The sequence below is a fragment of the Phytohabitans flavus genome, from assembly GCF_011764545.1.
Taxonomy (GTDB): Bacteria; Actinomycetota; Actinomycetes; order Mycobacteriales; family Micromonosporaceae; genus Phytohabitans; species Phytohabitans flavus.
Genome location: NZ_AP022870.1, coordinates 8,706,270 through 8,730,370, shown reverse-complemented (window position 1 = coordinate 8,730,370; position 24,101 = coordinate 8,706,270). Strand labels below are relative to the sequence as shown.

Genomic DNA, 24,101 nt, shown 5'->3' with positions numbered 1-24,101 from the left:
CCCTCCGCGTTTCACACCCCACCCGCCGGCCAGCGGCCGGCGCCGCCGCTTCAATAGATCGTGGTATCTAGCTGCCCTCATAGGGGCAGCTAAATACCATGATCTGCTTCCGCCGCCGCGAGAGGCGGGCATTTCGGTCATGCTGGCCTGTGCGGGTGACCCGCGCGGCGACTTTGCCGGCACGAGGGGCGCGCACCCCACCATCGGCGCCATCCCGGAGGCCGGTGATCCCCGCCGGAGGCAAAAGGGGTAACCGCAACCCAGGCGCCGAGGGTGAGGCTGCGGGAGCGGCGGTCCGGACCACCGCGGACGTCGCGGTAGCTCAAATCTTCTTGGTCTTGAATCGTTTTACGCCCTCCGGTGCCGGCGCTGCCCCGCACATGGCCTCGCCGGCACCGGAGGAGTCTTCGGGATCAGAAGTTGAACTGGTCGATGTTGCCGGCGTCGAAGACGGTGGGCGGGCCGAGGACCACGACGCCGTCGGTGCCGATGGTGTATTCGCCGAGCTTGCCGGCGGTGAACTTCTCGCCTTCCTTACCGCTGATCATCCCGGAGGCGAGGGCGGCGCCGGCGTAGGCGGCCAGGTACCCCAGGTCGGCCGGGCTCCACAGCGCGAAGTTCTTGACCGTGCCGTCCTTGACGAACTCGCGCATCTGGTTCGGCGTCCCCAAGCCCGTCAGCGCGACCTTCCCCTTGTACTGCGACCCGGACAGGTACCTAGCGGCCGCCGCCACACCGACTGTGGTCGGCGAGATGATCCCTTGAGGTCGGGGTAGGAAGAGAGCAGGCCCTGGGTCTCCTGGAACGACTTCTGGTCCTCGTCGTTGCCGTACGCCACCGTGACCAGCTCGATCTTGGAGTACTCGGGCTTCTTCAGCTCAGTCTTCATCAGCTCGATCCAGGCGTTCTGGTTCGTCGCGTTCGCCGTCGCGGACAGGATCGCGATCTTCCCGGCGCCACCGATCTGGTCCGAGATCAGCTTGACCTGGTTTTCCGCGATGCCCTGCGCGGTCACCTGGTTGACGAACAGGTCACGGCAGTCCTTGTTGGTGTCCGAGTCGAACGTGACGACCTTCGCCCCGCCCCGCCGAGCCTGGTTGACCGCGCCGCAGATCGCATTCGGGTCGTTGGCGGAAATGACGATCACGTCGGAGCCCTGCTGGGTCAACGTGTTGATGTACGAGACCTGGGAAGAGGCCGACGCTTCAGAGGGGCCGACCTCCTTGTACTCGCCCTTGAACTCCTCCACCGCGGACTTGCCACCGTTGTCGGAGACGGTGAAGTACGGGTTGTTCACCTGCTTGGGCAAGAAGGCCACACTCAGGCCCTCCTTGATCTGCCCCGCCGCACCCCCACTGGCGCCGCCGGCGGCCGGGGTGTCGCCCTCCTCGTCGCTGGCGCAGGCCGTCGCGCCCAGCATCAACGCCGACAGCGCGACAATGGAAGCCCCCACGCGCATGCGTCGGGTCCGCATACCTCTCATGGCTGTTTCCTTCCTCGACAGAACATGTGGGCTTAGGGGCTAACCGCAGGCCCGGTCGGCACAGCGGGTCGTCGCCGGCGGAGGCGAGCGCGGAGCATGGTGGCCGCGTTGGGGCCGACGACGGAGATGATCAGTAGGGCGCCGGTGACCACGGTGAGCGTGTCCGCCGGCACGTCGGCGAGTTGGAGGGCGTTGCGGAGCGTGATGAGCAGCAGCACCCCAGCCATCACGCCGAGCAGGCTGCCCCGGCCGCCGAAGATGGAGACCCCGCCGAGTAGGACCGCGGCCACGACGGACAGTTCCAGGCCGGCGCCGTTGTCCGCACGGGCGCTCGCGTAGCGCATGGTCCAGAAGAAGCCGGCGAGGGCGGCGACGGTCGCGGTGAGTACGAAGAGCCAGAACTTCGTCTTCGCCACCGAGATGCCGGAGAAGGTGGCGGCCTGGTCGTTGTTGCCCATCGCGAAGAGCGCCCGCCCGATCGGGGTCGCGTGCAGCACGATCCCGAAGATCACCGCGAGGCCTGCTACTGTCGCTGCCGCCCACGGGATGGTGGTGCCCGGCAGGGCCTCGATGGCCTGCCCTGTCCACGCAAACGGGAAGTCGGCGACGGCGCGGTCGCCGAGGACGACGTAGGCGAGTCCTCTGTAGAGCGCGAGGGTCCCGATCGTGACCGCGAGCGAGGGCAGCCCGAACCCGGTGACGAACAGGCCGTTGACCGCACCGAGGACCACGCCGAGCAGCAGGATGATCGGCAGGATCAGCGGCAGCGGCACGCCGGAGACCCAGAGCTGGCCCATCACCGCGCTGGACAGCCCCAGCACGCTGGCCACCGACAGGTCGATCTCGCCGGTGATGATCACGAAGGTCATCGGCAGCGCGATCAGCGCGATCGGGATGACGTCGAGGAGCAGGAAGCCCCAGAACCGGGAGGAGGCAAACCCTTCCACCGCGGCCGAGGAGACGACCACCACGAGGGCCAGGACCACGATCACCAGCACGTCCCAGCTGCCCAAGCGCTTAAGCACCGCGGGCCCTCCTTCCCTGAGCCGGTGCGCTATCCGGGCGGTGAGTGCCCGGTCCAGCCCGATCGCGGCCAAGATGAGGGCGCCGACGACCGCTTGCTGCCAAAACGGGTCGATCCGCAACACCGGCAACGCGCTCCCGATCGTGCTGAGCAGCAGCGCGCCAAGTGCCGCGCCGTACACCGAGCCGCTCCCTCCGAAGATCGCCACACCGCCCACGACGACGGCGGCGACGACGTTGAGCTCGATCCCGTTGCCGGCGGCGGCGTCGATGGTGCCGAACCGGGCCGCGTGCAGCACCCCGGCCAGCCCGGCGAGGGCACCGGAGAGGGTCATCGCGGTGAACACGCGCCACCCCACCGGGATGCCGGACAGCCGGGCCGCGGCCGGGTCGGAGCCGATCGCGTACATCTCCCGCCCCGAGCGGTACGAGCGCAGGTAGAACCCGGCGATCAGCAACACCGCGACCGCGAAGAGCGCGAGCACCGGGATGCCGATCAGGGTCTGGGTGCCCATCCGCTTGAACCCGGACGGCATGTCGGCCGCGTTGATCTGCTGCCCAGCCGCCCACGAATAGTCGATGCCACGGAACACGTAGAGGGTGCCCAGCGTCACGACCAGGGCCGGCACCCTCGCGATCGCGATCAGGGCGCCGTTGATCGCCCCGCAGAGCATGCCCAGCCCGACACCGGCCAGCACCGCGAGCACGATCGGGGCGTCCGGCATGGCCAGAAGCAGCTTCCCGGTCGCGAACGCGGACAGGCCGAGCACCGAGCCGACGGACAGGTCGACGTTGCGAGTGATCACCACGATCGCCTGACCCACCGCCAGGACGATCAGGATGGTGGCGCCGAGCATCAGGTCCTTGCGGGACTGGGCGTTCAGGAAGCGCGGGTTGTAGATCGTGGTCACCGCGACCAGCAACACAAGCGCCAAGCCGATGCCCAGCTCGCGGACCACGAACAACCTGCGGGCCCCGCGGACGTCGCCGCGGGCGCGGGTGGGTGGAGGTGCGGCTGCGCGGGTCGTGGTGGTCACGCGGCACCACCGGGCTGGCCGGTCGCGGCGAGCATCACGGACTCCTCGTCGGCCCGCTCCCGGGCGATCTCCTCGACCAGCCGGCCCTCGTGCATCACCAGGACCCGGTCGGCCATGCCCAGCACCTCGGGCAGCTCGCTGGAAACCATCAACACCGCCACGCCGTCGGCGGCGAGCTGGGACATCAGCCGATGTACCTCCGCCTTCGTCCCCACGTCGATCCCGCGCGTCGGCTCATCCACGATCAACACTCGCGGATTCGTCGACAGCCACTTGGCGAGCACGACCTTCTGCTGGTTGCCACCGGACAATGTGGACACCGGATCGGCGAGGTGACCGGCCTTGACCTGTAGGCGTCGGGTCCACTCGCGGGCGTCCTCCCGCTCGCTGCGCGGGCCGAGCAGGCCGAAGCGGGACAGTGACCAGCGGCGGGTCAGCGTGGCGTTCCGCTCGATCGACAGCTCCATCACCAGGCCCTGCTGCCGACGGTCCTCCGGAACCAGCGCGACCCCGGCGGCCATCGCGGCACTCGGTCTGCCACGGGGCAGGCGCTTCCCGCCGACCAGGACCTCACCGGAGTCGTACCGGTCCACGCCGAACACCGCGCGGACCACCTCACTCCGTCCGGCGCCGACCAGGCCGGCGAGCGCGACGATCTCCCCGCGCGGACGTCGAAAGTGACCCCGTCGAAGACGCCGAGCCGGGTCAGGTCGCGGACTTCGAGGACCACGTCGCCGGCCTGGGTGTCCTGCTTCGGGTAAAGCTGGGAGACCTCCCGGCCGACCATCCGCCGCACCACCTGACCCACCGTCAGCTCCTCGGTGGGATCGGTCGAGACCCAGCGGCCGTCGCGCATCACCGTCACCCGCTGGCACAAGGCGAAGACCTCGTCGAACCGGTGCGAGATGAACAGGACGGCCGACCCGGACTCGCGCAGGGAGCGGACCACGGCGAACAGCCGCTCCACCTCGACACCCGACAGGGCCGCTGTAGGCTCGTCCATCACCAGCACCCGCGCGTCGAACGACAGCGCCTTGGCTATCTCGACAAGCTGCTGGTCCGCGATCGACAGGCCACGTGCCGGGCGGTCCGGATCCATCCGCACACCAAGCCGGGCGAACAGCTCCGACGTGCGCCGGCGCATCGCGGCCGTGTCGATCCGGCGCAGGCTCCGCAGCGGCTGCCGGCCCATGAAGATGTTTTCCGCCACCGAAAGATCCGGGAACAGCGTCGGCTCCTGGTAGATCACCGCGATCCCCGCCGCCCGCGCATCCGCCGGGCCGCCGAAGAGCCGGGGCTGGCCGTCAAGGCTCAGCACACCCTCGTCCGGGGCGTGGACGCCGGCCAGGATCTTCACCAGCGTCGACTTGCCCGCCCCGTTTTCCCCCACCAGGGCGTGCACCTCACTCGCACGCAGCTCCAGACGACCATCCACCAGCGCGTGGACAGCGCCGAACGACTTGCGCACCCCGGACAGGGTGAGCAGTGCCGCAGGGTGCTCGGGACGTTCGGGCACGACGCCTCCCTGCATCCGGCTTAGGCTAGTGAAACGTTTCATGGGCTCGTGGGATAGACGTTAAGGGCTGGTTTCCGGACCGGTCAAGAGTTTCAGCCCGGTTACCGAATCGTTAGACGGGCAAGGGCTTTCCAACCCGCTCGTCATCGTGAGGCATTCTTGACACGATTCAGTACCGCGCCGCCAGCGAAGGCGGAGGCGGCCGAGGCAAGGAGAGCGACGGTGTCGGAGATCCCGCTGGTCAGCATCCGGGACGTGGCCAATCACGCGGGAGTGTCTGTCGGCACCGTGTCCAATGTGCTCAACCGCCCCGACATCGTCGCCAACGCCACCCGCACCCGCGTCCTCGCCGCCATCACCGAACTCGGCTTCGTCCCCAACGACGCCGCCCGCCAACTACGCCGCGGCCGCGGCCGCACCCTCGGCCTCGTCGTCCTCGACGTCGCCAACCCCTTCTTCACCGACGTCGCCAAAGGCGTCGAAGACACCACCAGCACCGCCGGCATGCCCGTCATCTTCTGCAACAGCGACGGCAACCAAAACAAAGAAAACGCCTACCTCGACCTCCTCGAAGAACAACGCGTCCAAGGCGTCCTCATCACCCCCATCGACGACGCCAGCCAACGACTCCACCGCCTCCGCGACCGCGGGGTCCGAGTCGTGCTCCTGGACCGCCGCTCCCCGAAGCCGACCTCTGCTCCGTGTCGGTGGACGACCGGCTCGGCGGCGAGCTCGCCGTGCGCCACCTCGTCGAGAGCGGGCACCGCCGCATCGCCTACGTCGGCGGACCACACCGCCTCGAACAGGTCCGGGATCGGTACGACGGCGCGCTCCAGGCCCTGACCGGCGCCGGGCTCGGCGAGGAAAACCTGCGCCGCTACGACACGCCCGCGCTCACCGTCGCCGCCGGCCGCGACGCCGCCGCCCGCATCCTCGGCCAACCCAAGAACTCACGAGCCACCGCCGTCTTCTGCGCCAACGACCTCCTCGCACTCGGCGTCCTCCAAGTACTCACCCGCCAACAGATACGCGTACCCGACGACATCGCACTCGTCGGCTACGACGACATCGAATTCGCCGCCGCCGCAGCCGTACCCCTCTCCTCCGTCCGCCAACCCCGCCAACGCCTCGGCCAAACCGCCGCCGAACTCCTCCTCGACGAAGCCAACAACCCCCAAACCCACCAACACCAACAAGTCATCTTCGAACCCGAACTCGTCGTACGCGAGTCCAGCCAGCGGCCCCTCATGGAGGTGTGACTCGACCTACGACACCAACCAAAACCGGCCGGACGTCCGCTACGGGACAGTCCGGCCGGGTTGTTCGGGAACGGTCAGTAGCCGGGTGCCCAGAGGGCCCAGCCGCCGGTCGCCGGGTAGCAGGAGTAGTAGTTCCAGAGCGTGCCGACCCCTCGCTGGCCGAAGGCGTGGCAGGACTCCGCGCTGGGGTAGACACCCACCACCCCGGCGCTTGCCGGGGACGCGACCGCGCCACCGAAGGCGGCCGCTACCGCGGCCACGACCGCCAGCCTGTACAACGCTCGCTTCATCCGCTTCTCCCATCCAAACGTTCGCATGGATAAACGTTTAAGGAAGTTTACAGTTTCAGGCGTACCGCCAGAAGCGAAGTGCGTAAACGCGCAGCTGGCCCCTTCGCGTCAGGATCCCGTTGTCCATCTGGCGACATGTCGCCTTTGCGCGCGCACAGAGGTAGTGACCCTCCCGCCACCCGACCACACACTCACGCCATGGTTCGTATCGCGCGCCGGACACCGACCGTAGGGACGAGATGAACCCCATCGGCGGAGGGATGACCGAGGTGCCGCCCGGCACGGAGTGGCAGTACGTCTCCGGCCGGCACCCGCACCTGCTCGGGCTGACGCTGTGGCACCAGGAAGGGCTGTGCGCCACCACACTGCGGGTCGAGATTTCGCTCGACGAGGGCACGACCTGGCGTGCCGTACCGGTGATCCGGCACGGCGACGGCTACCGCGCCCTGGTGCCGGCCGGCGCGGAAAGCGTGTCCCTGCGCGTCCACGCCCGCGACGCGGCCGGCAGTACGGTCACCCAGACGGTGATCCGCGCGTACGGCCTGCATTAGGCCGTGGGCTAGAGCCAGCCGCGGCGGGCGGCTTGAAAGGCCAGGCCGGGCCGGGTGTCCACGCCGGCCAGTGCCATCAGGCGGTCCAGCCGGCGCTGCACGGTACGGCGACTCACCCCCATCTGGGACGCGATCGACTTGTCCGGTACGCCGGCCACGAGCAGCGAGAGCACGAACCGCTCGGACTCGTCCGGCAGGTCCGGCTCCTCGTCCGGCACGCCACCGTCGATCCGTACCGGCGTGGCCACGTCCCAATGGCTCAGGAAGAGCGCGATCAGCGCGTCGAGCAGCTGGCTGCGCCCGATGATCGCGGCGGACGGCTCGCCGACGTCGCCCTCGTCGCCACGGACCAGCGGGCAGATCGCCGTCGTACGGTCCGCGACGGCCAGCCGCACCGGCAGCGTACGCAGGCTGCGCGCCTCCTCGCCCCGGCGGATGCCGTCGGCGACGTTGGCCTGCATGCCCGGCTCCATCAGCAGCGCCCGCTCGTAGATCACCTGGTAGTGGACGCCACGGTCGAGCGCGTCGAACTCCTCGGTGTTCTCCGCGCTCTCCATCGCCACCGCGTTCGCCCGGCAGAGCCAGAGCATCTCGGTCTTCGCCGAGTCCTGGAGCCGGCGGATCCGCTCGCGCAGCGCGGCCGCCCCGACCACGATCTCCACCAGCTGGTCCGCGTACCGGCGCCGGGCGCTGGTCAGGTACTCCTCGCTCAGCGCCGCCAACCCGCGCCGCGCCTCCTCCAGCGACTCCTGGCGGCGCAGCAGCTCGGTACCGAGCGCGGGCTCCGGCGGCAGCGGCCGGTACACGTCCGCACCGTCGGCCGTTGCCGCCAGGCCCTTGTCACTCAGTCCCGCCAGCAGTCGCTGCCCGTCGTCCGGCGGGAGCGACATCCGCGCCGCCACCTCGTCCGCGCGGGCCGTACCCAGGCGGACCAGCACCCGGTATGCCCACTCCTCCTCTGGCCCGAGCAGAGCTTCCCCGTTTCGCATGACTTCCACGATGCACCCGGGCCCCGAGGTTGATCAATGATCGCAATTTTCTTGGACCGAAAGATCGCGCTCGCGTGGTCACTCGTTGTGTAGTACCTCGGCGATCGTGGCCCGGGCCGCCGACCGGGCCGGTACAAGCGCGCCCACCGCGGCGATCGCGACGCCGGCCAGGGCCAGCAGGGCGAGCGTCGGTCCCTTGTAGACGTCGAGCACGACGGAGGGGAAGCCAACCTGGGCGGCGTTCGCCATGGCCGGCAGCACCACACGGTGGGCGGCCACGCCGATCGGGATGCCCAGCAGGCCGCCGAGCGCGCCGAGCGCCGCCATCGAGGTCACCACCATCACGACGACCTGGCCCGGGGTCATCCCGATCGACTTGAGCATGCCGAGGTCGCGCCGGCGCTCGCGGGTGCTGAGCACGGCGGTGTTGAAGACGCCCAGCGCGGCCACGACCGCGAGCATCAGCGTCAGCAGGGTGACCGTCACCAGCACGATCACGACGAACTCCTCCTCGCCCTCGGGCGGGAACGCCACCAGGTTCGGAGCGGCCTTCTTGACCGCCTCCATGTACGCCGCGGCGTCCGTACCCTCGGTCAGCCGCACCTCGAAGCGGTCGGGCAGCGCGTCCGGCGCGACAAGCGCGGCGGTCGGCCAGTCCGCGATGATCGTTTCGGTCTCGTTGAAGAGCACCATGCCGACGATCCGCACCTGTGTCGCCCCCTTGCCCCCTCGATCGTGAATGTGTCCCCTACGGACAGTCCACGTTGGACCAGGAAGCGTTTGGCGACGGCCACTTCACCGGCGCCCGACGGCCACCGTCCATCCAGGACCTGCTGGCCGAGGGCGGCCGAATCTCCCTTGTAGAGCCTCAGCATCGTCTGCTCGGTGTTGCCGACCTGCCGCACCTGTACCTCGGTGGCGCCGAGCACGTAGCGGGTGCCGGGGACCGAGCGCAGCAGCGCCTCGTCCTCCGCCGACCCGGAGTCCGGGCCGCCGGCCGTAAACACCTCCACCTGTACCGCCCCCGTGCGCGCCTCGGCCCGCTCGTACCGGGTCAGCGAGCCGGCCAGGCCGATCGCCAGCGTCACGCTCGTCACGCCGAGCACCACCGCCGCCATCGTCATAGCGCTGCGGGCCGGTCGGGCGAAGGGCAGGCCGAGCCCGAGGCTCACCGCGCGGGGCAGCCGGGTACCGCTGAGCCAGCGCTGGACCCGCAGGCCACGGCCGCTGTGCGGCGCGCTCCCGGCGCTGATCGCCTCGGCCGCGGGCAGCCTCCGGGCCCGCAGGGCCGGCACGAGGGCGGAGAGCGCGACCATCAGCGGTACGCCGAGCAGCGCCGCGACACTCACCCAGGCCGGCACACCGATGCCCTCGGCGCCCAGATTTCGGAACGCCTGGGACAGCAGCGGCCGGGCCAGCACGTTGCCGAGCACCGTGCCGAGTGCGCACCCGATGATCGCCGGCACCGAGACCATGGTCAGGTACACGACCAGCACCTGGGTCGGGGTGAAGCCGAGCGCCTTGAGCACCCCGATGTGCCGGAAGCCGGCGACCACGGCGCCGCTGACCACGTTCGCCACGATGAGGATCGCGACCGCGAGGCCGAGCACGCCGAACGCGACAAGGAAGGTCACGTACGACGCCGCCTCGCGCGCGGCCGCCTCGCGGAGTACCAGGTACGAGGTCGAGCCGAGCCGCGCGTCCGCCGGCAGCCCACGCGTCACCTCGGCCTCGCCCGCCTGCACCTGTGCGGTGGTGTCCGCCTCGGTCAAGCGGTAGAGCATCTGGGTCGCCGTGGGGCGCAGCGCGGTCATCTGCTCGGGCGTGACCCACGCGTCGGCCGAGCGGCTGCTGCTGTAGGCGCGGCCGACCACGGTCAGCGCGGTGCCGTCCGGGGCGGTGAGCTGGCCGCCGAGGCGGACGAAGCGGCCCGGGAGGACCGGGTTCTGGTTGAGCACGATCTCGCCGGGCGCGGTCGCCCAGCGACCCTGCCAGACGTTGAGGCGGTCAACCGGGCCGGCGGGATCGGTACGGCCGACGACAGTCATGGGCTGCGGCCGAGGTCGGTCGGCGGCGCCGAGCTCGACCGTGGCCTGGCCGAACGGGCCGGCGACCGCCTCGACCCCCGACGACCCGGCGTTCGACGTGAGCCCGGCGTCGGTCACCTTCGCCCTGTCGTACGTGACGGCGAGGTGCGCGCCACGCTGCTGGGCGTAGGCCCGGTCGAAGGGGCCGGCCGAGACGGCGAGCAGCCCGAGTGCCACCACGATCATCGTGGTCGAGACCCCGACGACGATCCCCACGACCGCGGTCTGGAGCCTCCGCCGGCGTACCGCCGCGCGGGCCGCCAGCCAGACGGCGCTCATGCGCGCTCCAGGGTGCGCTCGTGGGCGACCTGACCGTCGACGATCTCGATCACCCGGCTGGCGCAACGGGTGGCGAGCCGCTCGTCGTGGGTCACCATCAGCAGCGTCTGGCCAATCTGGTTGAGGTCGAGGAGCAGGTCCATCACCTGCTCGCCGACCCGGCTGTCGAGCGCGCCGGTGGGCTCGTCGGCCAGCAGGAGGGCGGGCCGGTTCATCAGCGCCCGGGCCACCGCAACGCGCTGCCGCTCACCGCCGCTGAGCTGGGCCGGGTACGTGTTGCGCCGCGCCGCGATGCCGAGCTCGTCGAGCAGCTCCAGCGCGCGGCGGCGAGCGTGCGGGGCGGCCACGCCGGCGAGCTGGGCGGCGAGCGCCACGTTGTCGAGGGCGGGCAGGTCGTCGATCAGGTTGAAGAACTGGAAGATCATGCCGATCCGGCGCCGGCGGAAGAGGGCTAGCCCTTTCTCGTCCAGCCGGCCGAGGTCGTCACCGTGTATGACGACCGAGCCGGACGTCGGCCGGTCCAGCCCGGCGATGACGTTCAGCAGAGTCGACTTGCCACTGCCCGAGGGGCCCATCACGGCGACCGCCTCGCCGGCCCGGATCTCCAGCGAGACCCCGGCGAGGGCCACCGCCTCGCCGTACTCCTTCCGGACATCCGACAGCCGGACGACCGCTGGCTCGTTGCCTTCGTCACTCATGGTCGTAGAGACTGCCCCGGGCGGCAGCGCTCGGGCATCGGCTCCCGGTGGTAACTCTCGACGGGTCTCATCCTGGGGATGTATGCGCTGGCTCGCGGGGATGATGTGCCGTACCGCGGCGGCCTGAGAGAGTGGTTGCCATGGTGGCTTGGCTGGTCGCGGCGGTGACGGCCGCGGTGGCCGGGCTGCTCGCGGTGCGGCTGGTCGGCACCCGGCGCGCCTTCGCCCGCGCGCTGGAGGAGCGCGGCTGGCTGCTGGAGCGGGAGCGCGAGACAGCGGCCCGCGGCGCGGTCGACGCCGAGCGCGCCCGGATAGCCCGCGAGCTGCACGACATCGTGAGCCACAACGTGAGCCTGATGGTGGTACAGGCCGGCGCCGCCCGCCAGGTGATCGACGCCGACGCAGGCGAGGCCACCGCGGCACTGCGGGCGGTGGAGAGCGCCGGCCGCGACACGATGACCGAGCTGCGCCACCTGCTCGGCGTGCTCGCCCCGACGGCCGGCGGCGAGGACGAGATCGACCTCGCGCCGCAGCCGAGCCTGAGCCAGCTCAGCCCGCTGGTCGACCGGATCGCGTTCGCCGGGCTGCCGGTGGAGGTACGCATCTCCGGCGAGCCGCGCCCGCTACCGTCCGGGGTCGACCTGACCGCGTACCGGATCATCCAGGAGGCCCTGACCAACGCGCTCAAGCACGGTGACGGCGGCAAGGCTGAGGTCACCGTCCGTTACGCGGAGCGGTACCTGCGGATCGAGGTGCTCAACACTGGCCCGAGCGTCCTCTCCGGCGGCCGCCCGCCGTCCCCACCGCAGCGCGGCGAGGGGCGCGGGCTGCTCGGCCTGCGCCAGCGGGTCGCCGTCTTCGGCGGCGACCTCGACGCCCGCCGGCGGCTTGGCGGCGGCTTCCGGGTCCGGGCGAAGATCCCTCTGGAACGCCCGTGAGCGCGGCGCCCCGGGTGGTCATCGCCGACGACCAAGCCTTGGTACGCAGTGGCTTCCGCATGATCCTGACGGCCGGCGGGATCGACGTGGTGGGCGAGGCCGCCGACGGTGCCGAGGCGGTGGCGGCGGTACGTCAGCTACGCCCGGACGTCGCGCTGATGGACATCCGGATGCCGGGCATGGACGGCCTGGAGGCCACCCGCCGGGTGCTGGAGCACGCACCTGAGTGCCGGGTGCTGATGCTGACGACGTTCGACCTGGACCGCTACGTGTACGCGGCACTGGCCGCCGGCGCGAGCGGCTTCCTGCTCAAGGACGTGACGCCCGAACACCTTGTAGCGGCCGTACGCCTTGTCGACACCGGCGACGCACTGCTGGCACCTTCCATCACCCGCCGCCTGGTGGAGCGCTTCGCCGCCGGCGAGCCGGCCGCCCCACCCGCGATCCACCGCGACCTGGCGGGGCTGACGCCGCGCGAGCGGGAGGTGCTCGCCCTCATGGGGCGCGGCCTGTCGAACGCGGAAGTCGCGGCCACGCTCACCCTGAGCGAGGCGACGGTCAAGACCCACGCCGCCCACATCTTCAGCAAGCTCAACCTCCGCGACCGCGCCCAAGCTGTAGTGCTGGCGTACGAGACAGGCCTGGTAAAGCCCGGCTCCTGACCCGTGATCAACGCTCCGCTCAGGTTCCCCTGCTTCGTCGCGCAGGCCGTCGTGGCCGCTCATGCCCTGGGACGGAGCCGCTCCGAATTCTAAATCCGAGAGATCTTGTCGACTTTCTGCCGTCCTGGAGCCGTTCGCGTAATTCGGCGCGGCGATCTGTCAAGGGGCAAGCCGTCGGCTTGAAAGCCGCATTTCGGACGCTCCCGCGCCGTCAGCCGCCCTAAATATCCGCTTTATGCTGCCGAACAACCGGTGCGAGGCGCTTGACGAGCCGGAATTCAGAATTACGCGAACGACTCCCTGGCGACAAGAAATCGACTAGATCCAGAGTTCTTCCCGGGTTTGCCCGCGCCATCGGCCCAAAACCGGCGGCGGGTTGTGAATCGCGGAGAGTGAGGCCGCGGGAGCAGCGGTCCAGACCACAACGGACGTCGCGGTAGCTCAAATTTCCATTGTGGATAAGGTCTAGAGACCTTTCAGGGTCAGGGTCACATTCACCGCGCAGCCCCGCTTCCTTGATCGGCGCGGTCGGGTTGGTGTACGTGAGAGATCGTGGTACCGAACTGCCCCTCCAGAGCCTGTTGCAAAATTGCCCGACTACAGCGTGTGCGTAGAAAAACACGGCTGTGTCCGCCGCTGGCCGCCGAACGGCGGCCAGTGAGGGTCAACGCGACCCTCACTTCATGCGAATCTGGCGATTTTGCGACAGGCTCTCCAGGGGCAGCTAAGTACCACGATCTGCCAGACGGCGTCCGCCCTAGCGTCGACCAAGCAAACCGAGCGCCCTTCGGGCGCGTGTCTGTCTTGGCTGGGCCCCGCCCAACCGCCGAGCCAGGTCAAGGCTGGGCTTGGACCGCGGACCCGGCAGCGAAGGTCGCGGTCGGCCGACCACGACCCAGGGGTGAGCTTGCCAACCGCGAAGGGTGAGGCCGCGGGAGCGACGGTCCGGACCACCACGGACATCGCGGTAGCTCAATTTCCTAAGTTTTAGATCCCTATCCGCGACATGACGCCGAGGCCACCCTGACTCCAAAGCTCTCTAGGAGACTGCTGAATAATCGCGCCATCACGCCGCGTGTTCCAAGAAACACGGCTGGAGATGGCCGTACCGACCCGAACTCGGTTCATCCGGCCTGATTCGATGCGTCTGATCTGGGCCGGAAGGCCTTTATTCAGCAGTCTCCTAGAGGCTAGGCGAGGCGGGCGGCGCGGGCTTGGAGGTAGCGCTGCTCGGGGAGGCTGTTGGTGCGCCTGGCCGCCTGCTGGTAGCTGGCGCGGGCCGCCTCCCGGTCGCCGGCCAGCTCTTGCAGGTGGGCGCGTACCGCGTCGAGGCGGTGGTGGCTGGCGATCCGGTCGTCCTTGTCCAAAGTGGACAGCTCGTGTAGGCCTGCCTGCGGGCCGCGTACCATCGCGACCGCCACTGCCCGGTTGAGGGTGACCATCGGGTTGTCCGAGACCCCGGCGAGCAGGTCGTAGAGGGCCAGGATCTGCGGCCAGTCGGTGTCCTCCGCGCGGGGCGCCTCGTCATGTACCGCCGCGATCGCCGCCTGGAGCTGGTATGGCCCGAGCGGCGCGCGGGCCAGCGTGTGGGTGACCAGCGCGACGCCCTCCTTGATGTACTCGGCTGTCCACAGTCCACGGTCCTGGTTGGCGAGCGGGATCAGGTCGCCGCCCGGCCCGGTGCGCGCGGGGCGGCGGGCGTCGATGAGCAGCATCAGCGCGAGCAGCCCGGCCACCTCGCCGTCGTCGGGGAGCAGTGCGAGCACCGCGCGGGCCAGCCGGATCGCCTCGGCGGTCAGCTCGACCCGGTGCAGTTGGGCGCCGGACGTCGCGGTGTACCCCTCGTTGAAGATGAGGTAAAGCACGTGCAGCACCGCCTGGAGCCGCTCCGCCCGCTCCTCCGGGGGAGGCAGCCGGAACGTGCTGCCGGTTGCCTTGATCCGCTGCTTGGCCCGGCTCACCCGCTGCGCCATCGTTGCTTCCGGCACGAGGAAGGCATGCGCGATCTCGGCCGTGGTGAGGCCGCCGACCGCGCGGAGCGTGAGCGCGATCTGCGACGCCGGGGTGAGCGCCGGGTGGCAGCAGAGGAAGAGCAGCATCAGCGTGTCGTCCCGGTCCGGGTCGCGCCCCTCGTCGGCGGCCGGCGCGACGAGTTCGTCGGCCGGCGCCATGACCACGAGGTTCTCCTCGCGGCGGCGGCGCGCGCTCTCGCTGCGGAACTGGTCGGTCAGCCGGCGGGTGGCGACGGTCAGCAGCCAGGCGCGCGGGTTGTCCGGTACGCCCTCTTCGCGCCACTGCATCGCGGCGGCCAGCAGCGCCTCCTGCACCGCGTCCTCGCAGGCGTCGAACTGCCCGTACCGGCGGACCAGCGCGCCCAGCACCTGCGGCGCCTGCTCCCGGATCACTACCTCGAAGGTCACGCTCCGATTAAACCCGCACCAGCCCGGTCTCGTACGCGACGACCACAAGCTGCGCCCGGTCGCGGGTGCCGAGCTTGACCATCGCGCGGCTCACGTGGGTGCGGGCGGTGGCCGGGCTGAGCGTCAGCTCAGCGGCGATCTCCTCGTTGCTCAGCCCGCGCCCCACCAGAGCGACGACCTCCCGCTCACGCTGGGTGAGCACAGCGAGGCGGTGCTCGGCCGCGTACCGGGCGGTCCGCGCGGCGGTGAACTGCCCGATCAGCCGCCGGGTGATCCGGGGCGCGAGCAGCGCGTCGCCTGCGGCCACCACCCGGACCGCGTGCAGCAGCTCGGCCGGCCCGGCGTCCTTGAGCAGGAAGCCGCTCGCCCCGGACTCCAGCGCCTCGAAGACGTACTCGTCCGTGTCGTACGTGGTCAGGATCAGCACGCGCACCCGCTCCAGCCCGGGTGTGCCGGCGATCTGCGCGGTGGCCTGGATGCCGTCGAGCTTGGGCATGCGGATGTCCATCAGCACCACGTCCGGGCGGTGCGCGCGGGCGAGCTCCACCGCCTCCCGCCCGTCGGCCGCCTCGCCCACGACCGTGATGTCGTCCTCGAGGTCGAGCAGCATCGTGAAGCCGGTGCGCACGAGCACCTGGTCATCAGCGACCAAGACACGAGTCATGGCGCGGCCACGAGCGGCAGCCGGGCGTACACCTCGAAGCCGCCGCTGGCCCTCGGCCCGGCGGTGAGGTCGCCGCCGAGCAGGGTGCAGCGCTCCCGCATGCCCGCGATGCCGCGGCCGGTGCCACCCTGGCCGTCGCAGCCACTGCCGTCGTCGCTGATCCGGATCCGCAGGTCGGACGGCTCGTACACGACCTTGATCGTGACCCGCGCGGGCCCGGCGTGCCGGATCACGTTGGTGATCGACTCTTGGAGGATGCGGTAGGCCGCCTGGTCGACCGCGGTGGGCAGCTCGCGTGGTGGCGCGGCCATGTCGACCTTGACGTCGAGGCCGGTCTCCCGGGCCAGCCCGGCCAGCTCCTCGATCCGGTCGAGCCCAGGCGTCGGCGCGCGGCCGTCCGCTGACTCGCGGAGCACGCCGAGCGTGGCGCGCAGCTCGCGCAGCGCCCGCGCGCTTGTCCGCTCGATCGTGAGCAGCGTCTCGCGTACCTGCTCGGGTCGCTTGTCGAGCACGTGCGCGGTGACCCCGGCCTGCACGTTGATCACCGCGATGGCGTGCGCCACCGTGTCGTGGACCTCGCGGGCGATGTGCAGCCGCTCGGCGTCCACCCGGCGGCGTGCCTCCTCCTCGCGGGTGCGCTCGGCCCGTTCCGCCCGCTCCTGCGCCTCGGTCGCGATCACGCGGCGCATGCGCACCGACTCGCCGAGCACCGCGGCCATCTTGGCAGTGCCGATCCGGAACGCGAACCAGCCCGCTTCCGGCGGGTACATGAACGCGGCGAGCACCCAGCCTGCGACGAGTACGCCGATGCCGGCCCCCAGGATCCAGAGGCGGCGCCGGTCCCCGTACGCGGTCACGGTGTAGAGCGCGACGAAGACACCGATCCAGCCCGGCCCGTCCGGGTAGCCGGAGCCGTAGTACATGACGCTTGTGCAGACCTCGAACAAGAACACGAGGTACGGCCACCGGCGCCGGACGGCCAAGCTCAGCCCGCTGAGCACTAGCAGCACGGCATGTGCGTAGATGCCGACCATGCTCAGCTGGTCGAACTCTTCCTGCGTCGTGATCCGTTGGGTGCCCTGGACCTGCATGAACGCGACGAAGATCGCGAGCAGTAGATCCTGCGCCCACACCGGCAGGCGCAGCCAGTAAAGGGCGGCCATGGCGCGATCGTATCCGCCGCCCGGGTCCACCAGATCCGTCTCAAGGCGTAGCCGCATACGTTCACGTGCGTATACACCGGCGCTCCCGGGCCGCGCGATGACGTAGCGCGATGCCGCTCAGGGACAGACGTGCGCGCGGGCGGCACGGCGAAGGATCTGCCGTGTCGAAAGGAGTACACCATGCGCAGGGTCTTCGTGGTCCTCTCCGGTTTGCTGATGATCGCCCTCGTGCTGCAGTTTTACTTCGCCGCGGTGGGTGCGTTCGACCGGCCGCAGGACGACGACACGTACGCGCTCCACAGCATCAACGGGATGATGATCATTCCGCTGCTCTCCATCCTCACGACCGTCGCCGCCGCGGTCGCCCGGGCGCCCGGCCGGCTGATCGGGTTGTCGCTCGCCCCGCTCGGCCTCGTGGTGGTGCAGGTGCTCATCATCGTGGTCGGCAACGTCATCACCGGCGGGTCGGACGAGGACACAAGCCCGGCCAGCCTCTTCGTCTTCGGCCTGCACGCGGTCAATGCGATGCTCGTCATGGGCGCCGCGGCCACGGTGTTGCGCCGCGCCCGGACCTTCGCCGCTGAGAAGTCCACTGTAGACGCTCCACAGCCGACGGTAACCCCGGTGGCATGAGTACCGCGCAGCTCATCGCGCTCGACCTGGTGGCCACGCTGCTCGCGGCGGCCGTCTGGGTGGGCGCGGGTGTCGCGGCGGCGGCCCGGCGCGCCCGTGCCGCTCTCGCCCTCCTGGCGGTCGCGGTCGCCGTGACCCTGGTACGGGTCACGACCGCGGTCGCCCTCGCCACCGGCGGCTGGTGGTTCGCGCAGGACCGCGTGGTCCTGACCGGGCCGCTGCTGGGCGTGGCCGGGCTCGCCGCCGTCCTCATCGCCGGCCCGCGCCTGCTCTCCGCGGTGCGGGCCGGCACGCCGGGCAACTCACCCGCCGCCGTGGTGCCGCTTCTCCTCGCCGGGTACGCGGGCGCGGCCGGCCTGCTCTTCCCCTTCCTCGTCGGCTATCCGGCGAGCTGGAGTGACGTGCTCGTGACGGTGGCGCTGGTCGGGGCGGCCGGATTGGTGACGTGGCGGGTAGCCGGCTCGGGTCCACCACTGTGGACGTTCGTGCCGGTACTCGTCATGGGGCTGGCCGGCATCGGGGCCGGGTTCGCAACGGGGGCGGACCTCGATGCCGGCGGCGGCCCAACCTCCCACCATCCCGCCGGGCACGCCATCTCCGTGGCCGACCTGCGCGGGCCGACCACGCCGGCGCCGGGCGGGCAGGTGCGGCGGTACGAGCTCACCGCGCGCAAGACGACGATCCAGGTGGATGGGCGGGCGGTCGAGGCGTGGGGGTACAACGGCCAGGTGCCCGGCCCGCCGATCACGGCAAACCAGGGCGACCTTATCGAGGTCACACTGCGCAACGCGGACATCGAACGCGGCGTGACGGTGCACTGGCACGGGTACGACGTGCCGGCGGGCGAGGACGGCGCGCCAGGGGTGACCCAGGACGCCGTCCCGCCCGGCGGGGAGTTCGTGTACCGGTTCCGCGCGGACCAGGTGGGCACGTACTGGTACCACACCCATCAGGCGTCCGACGTGGGCGTGAAGATGGGGCTCTACGGCACGCTCGTCGTCGGGCCGCCCACCGAGGGCGTCGATCTGACCGTGCCGGTGCACACGTTCAGCGGCACGACGGTCACCGGGCCGCTCGACCCGCCCGCCGCCGCACCCGGCACGCCCGTGCGGCTGCGCCTCGTCAACACGGACGGCGTACCGCACCGCTTCGCGCTCACGGGCACGGCGTACCGGCTGGTCGCGGTCGACGGGAGTGACCTCAACGGCCCCGGCGAGCTGCGCGAGGTGGAGCTGCGCCTACCCGCCGGCGGCCGGTACGACCTGGCGTTCACGATGCCGGCCGGCGCGGTCGCCCTGTTCATAGACGGCGACCCGGGGCTGCGGCTGGGCACGGGCACGGGCTCTGGGTTGGACGCGCCCAAGGGGTGGCCAGAGCTGGACATCACCCGGTACGGCACGCCGGCCGCCACACCCTTCGGGCGAGAAAGCCACTTCGACCGCAACTTCACGCTGGTACTGGACCGGGGCATCGCGCTAGTGGACGGCGTACCGAAGTACGCCCACACGGTCAACGGCCACGCCTTCCCGAACGTGCCGACCCAGCTCGTCCGGGAGGGCGACCTGGTGGAGCTGACGGTGGCCAACAGGGGCTTCGACACACATCCATGGCACCTACACGGCCATCGGGTACTCGTCCTGGAGCGCGACGGCAGGAAGGTGAGCGGCAGTCCACTGTGGCTGGACACGTTCGACGTACGGCCGGGCGAGGTCTGGCGGGTGGCGTTCCGCGCGGACAACCCCGGCGAGTGGATGAACCACTGCCACAACCTCACCCACGCCGCGCAGGGCATGGCGCTCCACCTGCGCTACGACGGCGTGATGACCCCATTCCACGGCGCCCACGGCGGCTAGTGTCTCGTGATTCTGCTGGCGTTATCTTGCTCAGTACGCGTTACGGGTTGCAGGCACGCACACCGTAGGCAGGTCTCGGGAGATTACAGTCCCCTCGGCTTGGGCGACTGTGAGGTTCCGGCACCCTTCCGGGCCGATTCAGCGGGTCGGCCTTTGTGAACGTTTCCTGCTGCCCCAGCAACGGGAAACGTTCACAAACCTCCGCCATCCACAACCCAACAGAGCGCCGCCGTCGGCACCCAAGACCCGACGGCGCCCCTTTGGGGAAACCCGTGGTTGCCTGGCAGCGACAAGTCTCCCCAAAGCCCGACGAGCCCGCTCTCCTCGCCTGGTCAACAGGAAAACCTGGGAAGAACTTTGGATCTAGTCGACTTCTTGTCGCCAGGACGGCAGAAAGTCGACAAGATCTCTCGGAGTTGGCTACAGCTTCGAATCGGTGCTGCCGGCCCCTTCGGCGACCCGCAGAGAGCTGGTTTGCCTTGATCGACGAGATCGACGGAGCACGCCGGCGATCGTGGTACTCAGCTGCCCCGATAGGGGCCGTCAAGTACCACGATCTGCCGGATCGCGGGTTCGGTTGTGAAGCGCGGAGGGTGAGGCCGCGGGAGCAGCGGTCTGGACCACAACGGGCGTCGCGGTAGCTCAAATCTTTTGTTAGGTAGTGAGCGTGCGGCGGCCATTGTGGACGGACTGAATGAGCCCGACCCTAGATCTTGGTGAGGGTCCAGGTGAGGCCGTCGGTGTCGGTGTCGCCCTTAAGGGTCAGGGTTGAGCCCTGGCAGCTGTACGCGCCGGCGCCCAGGATCGGGTCGGTCTCGATCGCCTGGCCGCTCTGGTTTGCCGCGTCGTCGATGTAGTCACCGATCGGTGCGTTGTCCAGCAGCCTGGCCTCCACCGGCTTGGTCAGCTCGAGGGTCAGCCGCAGGGCGCTCCAGTCGATTTTCCCGATCGGCTCCCACGTGCCCTCCTCGGCTGCGGCGGCCGCAGTGGCGCTCGCAAGGGCGGTCGGCGTCTCGGTGGTCTGCGGGGTGGCGCTCGGTACCGGTGGCGTGCCCGGCGTCACCGCGGGCGCGCTGGCCGGCGCGTCGGTCGTGGCGGTGCTCGTCGTCGCGCTCGCCTTGATCGTGGCGGTGCCCTGCCCGCCGTACGTGGCCGAGCCCGCCACCGCGTTGCCGCTCACCTCGGCGGTGAACGACAGCGGCTGCATACCGCTGAAGTCGGCGAGCACCCGGCCGTTCTGGCTGATCGTGACCGTGGCGCCGGTGCCGCCGGAGATGCTGCCGCTGGCGACGGCGCTGGCCGCGCGACCGCTGACCTGGGTCGTGCGCCAGGTGCCGACCATGCAGCCCGTGGCGGTACCGCTAACGGTCGGCTCAGGCGCAGAAGATCTGGTGGTACTGGTGGTGGGTCCGGACGCGCCAGGCTCGGTGCCGGCGCACCCGCCCACAGCGAGGCCGAGCCCGGCCAGGGTCAGGACCGCGACGGTCGGGACGCGCATGATTCCTCCACACGAACATCAACATGTCGGTCAATGCGCACTCCTGCTACCCGCCCGCGCGGGTGTGGAAACAAGCCCTGCTGAGGGCCCGTGCCGCAAGGAGGTTCCTTCTCCCGTCCCAACGACGAGGTGTGGCGCCGCATCCACCAGCGTGAGACCATCTATCAAGCTTTTGTTTGGCCGACGGTCCCCGATCAGGAGGATTTATGGCGCAAACACTCTTCGGCCCTTTGGGTCACGAGCCAGACCCGAAGCCGGTGGGAGACCTACGGACGCGGATGACCGTGCTCGTAACCGTCAAGGCGGCGCCCAATCCATCGGAAAAGTACGGTGAAACGGTCTGCTTGGCCGGCATACACGCAGACCTGATACGTAGAGGGTGGGTCAGGCTTTACCCAATCAACTTTCGTGATCTTCCCATCCAGGACGCGTTTAACAAGTACCAGTTCATCACGCTCGAGGCCTTCCCGGCGCGAAACGACCAACGCCGCGAGAGCTGGCGACCGGTCCTCTCTTCGATCGTGAAAGGCGACACGTTGAAGCCGTGGAAACCGCGCCGGAGCTGGTTGGACGAGTACGTCGAGGATTCAATGTGCCGACTCAACGCAGACGCTCGTGCTCGATCGGACGCGAAGTCGTTGGCCCTGGTACGCCCACGAGAGGTCTACCAACTACGGATAGCACCCCATCCCGGCTGGAACCCAGATGAACAACGGAAGATCGACCAATACGTTCGCCAGATGGACTTGCTCGATCCACGGGACAAGCGGCCCTTACAGGCGCCTCGATTCCAGGCACGCTACCACTACCGATGTTACGAGCCTGGCTGTAAGGGCCATGAACAGGGACTGCTGGACTGGGAGTTCGTCGCACTCCAAAGGCACCTGGCTGGCTGGCCGGACCCCGAGATTCGGGCACAGTTGGAGGCCAGGTTTCTAACTACGATGTTCGATGCGAGCCGGGATCCCGCCTTCTATGTCGGCAATCAAGCAAAGCGAGCGCATGTGTTCAGCGTGCTCGGTGTTTACTACCCGCAGCGGTGAATGACCGCGCGGCGACCTGTGCAAGCACCACGTCCCGGTGGCAGCGGGCCTGGTCGGCCTCGAAGCACAGGATTGCTATCCGTTCCTGCGTGGATCGAGCAGCCAGCCCATCGAGCGTCTCAACTGCAGTCGGATGACGAAGGACCTCGGCGTAGATCTCGCGCGCCCGGTCCAGTTCGTCACGGTCGCCAGCGAAGCCTGCTCGATTCGGTTTAGGGTTGCCGAGCTCTGGGCGATGCTCGTACCGAATGCCCACTCCGGAGAGTGCTCGACTCAAGGCGGTCTTGCTGAATCCGGGCTTGCGCGACATCGGCGTGAGCCGCACATCCACAAGGCGCTTTACACCGTCTGACAGAAGCCCGTCGAGAAACTCCGTCAATGTCCGGCTCTCGTATCCAATGCCCACGATCCCAGCCGTACTCGTGATCATGGCGCCTCCCTCCCGTGCCGTCGGTCGATATTGCACCACATCGCGTACGCGAAACGCCGCTACCGTCAGTCCATACGCAACGTCCTGTTGCATACCTGTAAGGTAACGAGATGATCATCGTGGCTGGATGGATCAAGGTGGACCCTGCGGCCCGGGAGTCGTACCTGGATGGCTGCCGCGCTGTCCTGGAGCAGGCGCGGGCCGCGGCTGGCTGCCTTGACTTCTCGCTCACCGCTGATCTTCTGGAGCCGTGGCGGATCAACGTCTTCGAGCGCTGGGAGTCCGACGAGGACCTGGCCCGCTTTCGCGGCTCGGGGCCGGACGAGGAGCAGGCCACGCAGATCCTGGACGCCTCGGTCGCCAAGTACCGGATCTCCGCCGTCGAGGCACCCTGACCACCCACCGCACTAGCGCAGGAAGGTCAGCAGCGGCTCGCGAAGCGCCTCCGGGTTGTGCAGCACGCTGTGGTCCTGGCCCTCCAGCGTGAGGTAGCTGGCACCCGGAATCGCGTCGGCGACTGCCTGGGCGGCGGCGGGAAACCACGCTGGGCTGGCGCCGCCGGACATCGTCAACGTCGGGACCGCGATCTTCGCCAGGCGGTCGGCCGGGAGGCTCAGGTCGGCGCCGCACACGGCCACGTCGTAGGGCAGCGTGTGGGCGAGCCCCACCAGGAACGGCCACGACGGGCTGCCCTGCATGATGTCGACTATCTCGGCGGGCACCGAGACATGCTGGGTGAGGAAGAGGCGCACCGCTTCCTCGCGGCGTTCCTCCGCGATCAGCGCGCGGAGCTGCTCCGCGGTGCCCTCGGCGGGCAGCGGGCGGAGACTGCCCACGACGAACGGTGTCTCGTACACCGCGAGCCGCTCGACCGGCAGGCCCTGCGCGGTCGCCTCCAGCGCGAGGATGCCGCCCGAGGAGTGGCCGAAGAGGCTGGCCCGGCCCCCGGTGGCGGCGATGATGGCGGCCAGGTCCTCGACCTCACGCTCCACCGCGAACGCGTCCGCGTTGTCGCCACTGTCGCCCCGGCCGCGCCGGTCGTAGACGACCGCGGTGACGTGGGGCGCGAGTGTGGCGGCCAGCGCTGTGACGGTGGTGCGGTCGTTGAAGGCGCCGCCGATGAGGATCACGGGCGGGCCGTCGCCTGTGGACTCGTACGCGATCGGCGTGCCGTCGGCCGAGGCCACGATCTGCGGGCTGATGGTGGTCATGGGAGTCCTCCGAAACAAAAGTCTCTCTGGGCACTACACCACGGGTCGGAACCGCGCGCCGGTTGTCGACAGCCTCGCTTGGGGTGTTTGTAGGGTGAGATCAGTACCCGGTCACCCGGCCGGGGTGATGACCCAACGTGGAGGACCTGTGGCTGTTAGTGCGGATCTCGCGAAGCTGCTCGACAAGGCGTACGAGGACAAGAGCCTCACCGAGCTCGTGGACGCCCCGGTGGCTGCTCTCTCGGGTGTGAGCGAGAGCGACGCGCAGCTTCTCAAGAGCGCCTTCAACATCACGACGATCGGCGACCTCGGTCGCAGCAAGTACTTCCAGACCGCCCAGGCGCTGGTCAACCTTTCCGACGGCACCAAGTAAG

At 69.6% G+C, this 24,101-nt stretch carries 21 protein-coding genes and 3 pseudogenes; 9 read left to right on the top strand and 15 right to left on the bottom strand.

Annotation, left to right across the window (positions count from 1 at the left end):
- Positions 1 to 413 precede the first annotated feature (413 nt).
- The 4 genes and pseudogenes from rhaS to Pflav_RS46780 form a co-directional block, all read right to left on the bottom strand.
- A pseudogene (gene rhaS / locus Pflav_RS38880) lies at positions 414 to 1,420 on the bottom strand (rhamnose ABC transporter substrate-binding protein).
- A gap of 95 nt (positions 1,421 to 1,515) precedes the next feature.
- Positions 1,516 to 3,543 carry an ABC transporter permease gene (locus Pflav_RS46790; RefSeq protein ID WP_173041569.1) on the bottom strand — a complete coding sequence of 676 codons (2,028 nt, stop codon included), beginning with the start codon at positions 3,541 to 3,543 and terminating at the stop codon, positions 1,516 to 1,518.
- Positions 3,540 to 4,418, bottom strand: coding sequence for an ATP-binding cassette domain-containing protein (locus tag Pflav_RS46785; protein ID WP_232072796.1), 879 nt, complete (start codon positions 4,416 to 4,418; stop codon positions 3,540 to 3,542). The genes Pflav_RS46790 and Pflav_RS46785 overlap by 4 nt, the downstream gene beginning before the upstream one ends.
- 170 nt (positions 4,419 to 4,588) lie before the next feature.
- Positions 4,589 to 5,074, bottom strand: a pseudogene (locus Pflav_RS46780) (ATP-binding cassette domain-containing protein); the annotation flags it as partial.
- A gap of 207 nt (positions 5,075 to 5,281) precedes the next feature.
- Here Pflav_RS46780 and Pflav_RS49200 point away from each other — a divergent pair.
- A pseudogene (locus Pflav_RS49200) lies at positions 5,282 to 6,318 on the top strand (LacI family DNA-binding transcriptional regulator).
- A 74-nt stretch (positions 6,319 to 6,392) separates the two neighbouring features.
- On the opposite strand, the gene Pflav_RS38860 reads toward Pflav_RS49200, so the two are convergent.
- Positions 6,393 to 6,608: a hypothetical protein gene (locus Pflav_RS38860; RefSeq protein WP_173041568.1), complete on the bottom strand. Its 216-nt coding sequence runs from the start codon at positions 6,606 to 6,608 to the stop codon at positions 6,393 to 6,395.
- 239 nt (positions 6,609 to 6,847) lie between these two features.
- Between Pflav_RS38860 and Pflav_RS38855 the strand changes: the two genes are divergently transcribed.
- Complete coding sequence (locus Pflav_RS38855; protein ID WP_173041567.1) at positions 6,848 to 7,159, top strand: hypothetical protein; 312 nt, start codon at positions 6,848 to 6,850, stop codon at positions 7,157 to 7,159.
- Between the two features lie 8 nt (positions 7,160 to 7,167).
- Here Pflav_RS38855 and Pflav_RS38850 read toward each other — a convergent pair whose 3' ends face one another.
- The 4 genes from Pflav_RS38850 to Pflav_RS38840 form a co-directional block, all read right to left on the bottom strand.
- Positions 7,168 to 8,148, bottom strand: a complete 981-nt coding sequence (locus Pflav_RS38850) for a helix-turn-helix domain-containing protein (protein ID WP_173041566.1) — start codon at positions 8,146 to 8,148, stop codon at positions 7,168 to 7,170.
- A 78-nt stretch (positions 8,149 to 8,226) separates the two neighbouring features.
- Positions 8,227 to 8,841: an ABC transporter permease gene (locus tag Pflav_RS46765; RefSeq protein ID WP_232072425.1), complete on the bottom strand. Its 615-nt coding sequence runs from the start codon at positions 8,839 to 8,841 to the stop codon at positions 8,227 to 8,229.
- Positions 8,742 to 10,514: an ABC transporter permease gene (locus tag Pflav_RS38845; RefSeq protein WP_232072423.1), complete on the bottom strand. Its 1,773-nt coding sequence runs from the start codon at positions 10,512 to 10,514 to the stop codon at positions 8,742 to 8,744. The genes Pflav_RS46765 and Pflav_RS38845 overlap by 100 nt, the downstream gene beginning before the upstream one ends.
- On the bottom strand, positions 10,511 to 11,212 hold the full coding sequence (locus tag Pflav_RS38840) for an ABC transporter ATP-binding protein (protein WP_173041565.1): 702 nt from the start codon (positions 11,210 to 11,212) through the stop codon (positions 10,511 to 10,513). Before Pflav_RS38840 ends, Pflav_RS38845 begins: the two co-directional genes overlap by 4 nt.
- 140 nt (positions 11,213 to 11,352) lie before the next feature.
- On the opposite strand from Pflav_RS38840, the gene Pflav_RS38835 reads away from it, so the two are divergent.
- A complete protein-coding gene (locus Pflav_RS38835) occupies positions 11,353 to 12,150 on the top strand; it encodes a sensor histidine kinase (RefSeq protein WP_173041564.1) in 798 nt (265 codons plus the stop codon).
- Positions 12,147 to 12,812: a response regulator gene (locus tag Pflav_RS38830; protein WP_197938848.1), complete on the top strand. Its 666-nt coding sequence runs from the start codon at positions 12,147 to 12,149 to the stop codon at positions 12,810 to 12,812. Before Pflav_RS38835 ends, Pflav_RS38830 begins: the two co-directional genes overlap by 4 nt.
- 1,190 nt (positions 12,813 to 14,002) lie before the next feature.
- On the opposite strand, the gene Pflav_RS38825 is transcribed toward Pflav_RS38830, so the two are convergent.
- Genes Pflav_RS38825 through Pflav_RS38815 form a run of 3 tightly spaced genes read right to left on the bottom strand, consistent with a single transcriptional unit; the run spans position 14,003 to position 17,059 of the window.
- Positions 14,003 to 15,232: an RNA polymerase sigma factor gene (locus Pflav_RS38825; protein ID WP_173041563.1), complete on the bottom strand. Its 1,230-nt coding sequence runs from the start codon at positions 15,230 to 15,232 to the stop codon at positions 14,003 to 14,005.
- 7 nt (positions 15,233 to 15,239) lie between these two features.
- Positions 15,240 to 15,896, bottom strand: a complete 657-nt coding sequence (locus Pflav_RS38820) for a response regulator transcription factor (protein WP_173041562.1) — start codon at positions 15,894 to 15,896, stop codon at positions 15,240 to 15,242.
- Positions 15,893 to 17,059, bottom strand: coding sequence for a sensor histidine kinase (locus Pflav_RS38815; protein ID WP_173041561.1), 1,167 nt, complete (start codon positions 17,057 to 17,059; stop codon positions 15,893 to 15,895). Before Pflav_RS38815 ends, Pflav_RS38820 begins: the two co-directional genes overlap by 4 nt.
- Before the next feature lie 180 nt (positions 17,060 to 17,239).
- On the opposite strand from Pflav_RS38815, the gene Pflav_RS38810 reads away from it, so the two are divergent.
- Both Pflav_RS38810 and Pflav_RS38805 read left to right on the top strand, forming a co-directional pair.
- On the top strand, positions 17,240 to 17,692 hold the full coding sequence (locus Pflav_RS38810; RefSeq protein WP_180201298.1) for a DUF6220 domain-containing protein: 453 nt from the start codon (positions 17,240 to 17,242) through the stop codon (positions 17,690 to 17,692).
- The gene (locus Pflav_RS38805; protein ID WP_173041560.1) at positions 17,689 to 19,545 is read left to right on the top strand and encodes a multicopper oxidase family protein; all 1,857 of its coding nucleotides are present in this window, start codon (positions 17,689 to 17,691) and stop codon (positions 19,543 to 19,545) included. The genes Pflav_RS38810 and Pflav_RS38805 overlap by 4 nt, the downstream gene beginning before the upstream one ends.
- A gap of 706 nt (positions 19,546 to 20,251) precedes the next feature.
- On the opposite strand, the gene Pflav_RS38800 is transcribed toward Pflav_RS38805, so the two are convergent.
- Positions 20,252 to 21,043: a hypothetical protein gene (locus Pflav_RS38800; RefSeq protein WP_173041559.1), complete on the bottom strand. Its 792-nt coding sequence runs from the start codon at positions 21,041 to 21,043 to the stop codon at positions 20,252 to 20,254.
- Between the two features lie 278 nt (positions 21,044 to 21,321).
- Here Pflav_RS38800 and Pflav_RS38795 point away from each other — a divergent pair, with 278 nt between their 5' ends.
- The gene (locus Pflav_RS38795; protein WP_232072419.1) at positions 21,322 to 22,086 is read left to right on the top strand and encodes a hypothetical protein; all 765 of its coding nucleotides are present in this window, start codon (positions 21,322 to 21,324) and stop codon (positions 22,084 to 22,086) included.
- Here the strand turns inward: Pflav_RS38795 and Pflav_RS38790 are convergent.
- Complete coding sequence (locus Pflav_RS38790; protein ID WP_173041557.1) at positions 22,052 to 22,516, bottom strand: DUF488 domain-containing protein; 465 nt, start codon at positions 22,514 to 22,516, stop codon at positions 22,052 to 22,054. The two genes, Pflav_RS38795 and Pflav_RS38790, sit on opposite strands and share 35 nt — an antisense overlap.
- Before the next feature lie 110 nt (positions 22,517 to 22,626).
- Here Pflav_RS38790 and Pflav_RS38785 point away from each other — a divergent pair, with 110 nt between their 5' ends.
- Positions 22,627 to 22,911, top strand: coding sequence for a putative quinol monooxygenase (locus tag Pflav_RS38785; protein ID WP_173041556.1), 285 nt, complete (start codon positions 22,627 to 22,629; stop codon positions 22,909 to 22,911).
- 12 nt (positions 22,912 to 22,923) lie between these two features.
- Here the strand turns inward: Pflav_RS38785 and Pflav_RS38780 are convergent, their stop codons facing one another.
- The gene (locus Pflav_RS38780; protein WP_173041555.1) at positions 22,924 to 23,727 is read right to left on the bottom strand and encodes an alpha/beta fold hydrolase; all 804 of its coding nucleotides are present in this window, start codon (positions 23,725 to 23,727) and stop codon (positions 22,924 to 22,926) included.
- A gap of 148 nt (positions 23,728 to 23,875) precedes the next feature.
- Between Pflav_RS38780 and Pflav_RS38775 the strand changes: the two genes are divergently transcribed.
- Complete coding sequence (locus tag Pflav_RS38775; RefSeq protein WP_173041554.1) at positions 23,876 to 24,100, top strand: hypothetical protein; 225 nt, start codon at positions 23,876 to 23,878, stop codon at positions 24,098 to 24,100.
- Position 24,101 lies beyond the last annotated feature (1 nt).

Bases quoted from the DNA above. Each gene is read 5' to 3' on its own strand.
- Pflav_RS38820 (WP_173041562.1), bottom strand. From the start codon at position 15,896: ATGACTCGTGTCTTGGTCGCTGATGACCAGGTGCTCGTGCGCACCGGC.
- Pflav_RS38860 (WP_173041568.1), bottom strand. From the start codon at position 6,608: ATGAAGCGAGCGTTGTACAGGCTGGCGGTCGTGGCCGCGGTAGCGGCC.
- Pflav_RS38835 (WP_173041564.1), top strand. From the start codon at position 11,353: ATGGTGGCTTGGCTGGTCGCGGCGGTGACGGCCGCGGTGGCCGGGCTG.
- Pflav_RS38850 (WP_173041566.1), bottom strand. From the start codon at position 8,148: ATGCGAAACGGGGAAGCTCTGCTCGGGCCAGAGGAGGAGTGGGCATAC.
- Pflav_RS38815 (WP_173041561.1), bottom strand. From the start codon at position 17,059: ATGGCCGCCCTTTACTGGCTGCGCCTGCCGGTGTGGGCGCAGGATCTA.
- Pflav_RS38840 (WP_173041565.1), bottom strand. From the start codon at position 11,212: ATGAGTGACGAAGGCAACGAGCCAGCGGTCGTCCGGCTGTCGGATGTC.
- Pflav_RS38845 (WP_232072423.1), bottom strand. From the start codon at position 10,514: ATGAGCGCCGTCTGGCTGGCGGCCCGCGCGGCGGTACGCCGGCGGAGG.
- Pflav_RS38855 (WP_173041567.1), top strand. From the start codon at position 6,848: ATGAACCCCATCGGCGGAGGGATGACCGAGGTGCCGCCCGGCACGGAG.
- Pflav_RS38785 (WP_173041556.1), top strand. From the start codon at position 22,627: ATGATCATCGTGGCTGGATGGATCAAGGTGGACCCTGCGGCCCGGGAG.
- Pflav_RS38795 (WP_232072419.1), top strand. From the start codon at position 21,322: ATGACCGTGCTCGTAACCGTCAAGGCGGCGCCCAATCCATCGGAAAAG.
- Pflav_RS38800 (WP_173041559.1), bottom strand. From the start codon at position 21,043: ATGCGCGTCCCGACCGTCGCGGTCCTGACCCTGGCCGGGCTCGGCCTC.
- Pflav_RS38780 (WP_173041555.1), bottom strand. From the start codon at position 23,727: ATGACCACCATCAGCCCGCAGATCGTGGCCTCGGCCGACGGCACGCCG.
- Pflav_RS38805 (WP_173041560.1), top strand. From the start codon at position 17,689: ATGAGTACCGCGCAGCTCATCGCGCTCGACCTGGTGGCCACGCTGCTC.
- Pflav_RS38790 (WP_173041557.1), bottom strand. From the start codon at position 22,516: ATGATCACGAGTACGGCTGGGATCGTGGGCATTGGATACGAGAGCCGG.
- Pflav_RS46765 (WP_232072425.1), bottom strand. From the start codon at position 8,841: ATGGTGCTCTTCAACGAGACCGAAACGATCATCGCGGACTGGCCGACC.
- Pflav_RS38810 (WP_180201298.1), top strand. From the start codon at position 17,240: ATGCGCAGGGTCTTCGTGGTCCTCTCCGGTTTGCTGATGATCGCCCTC.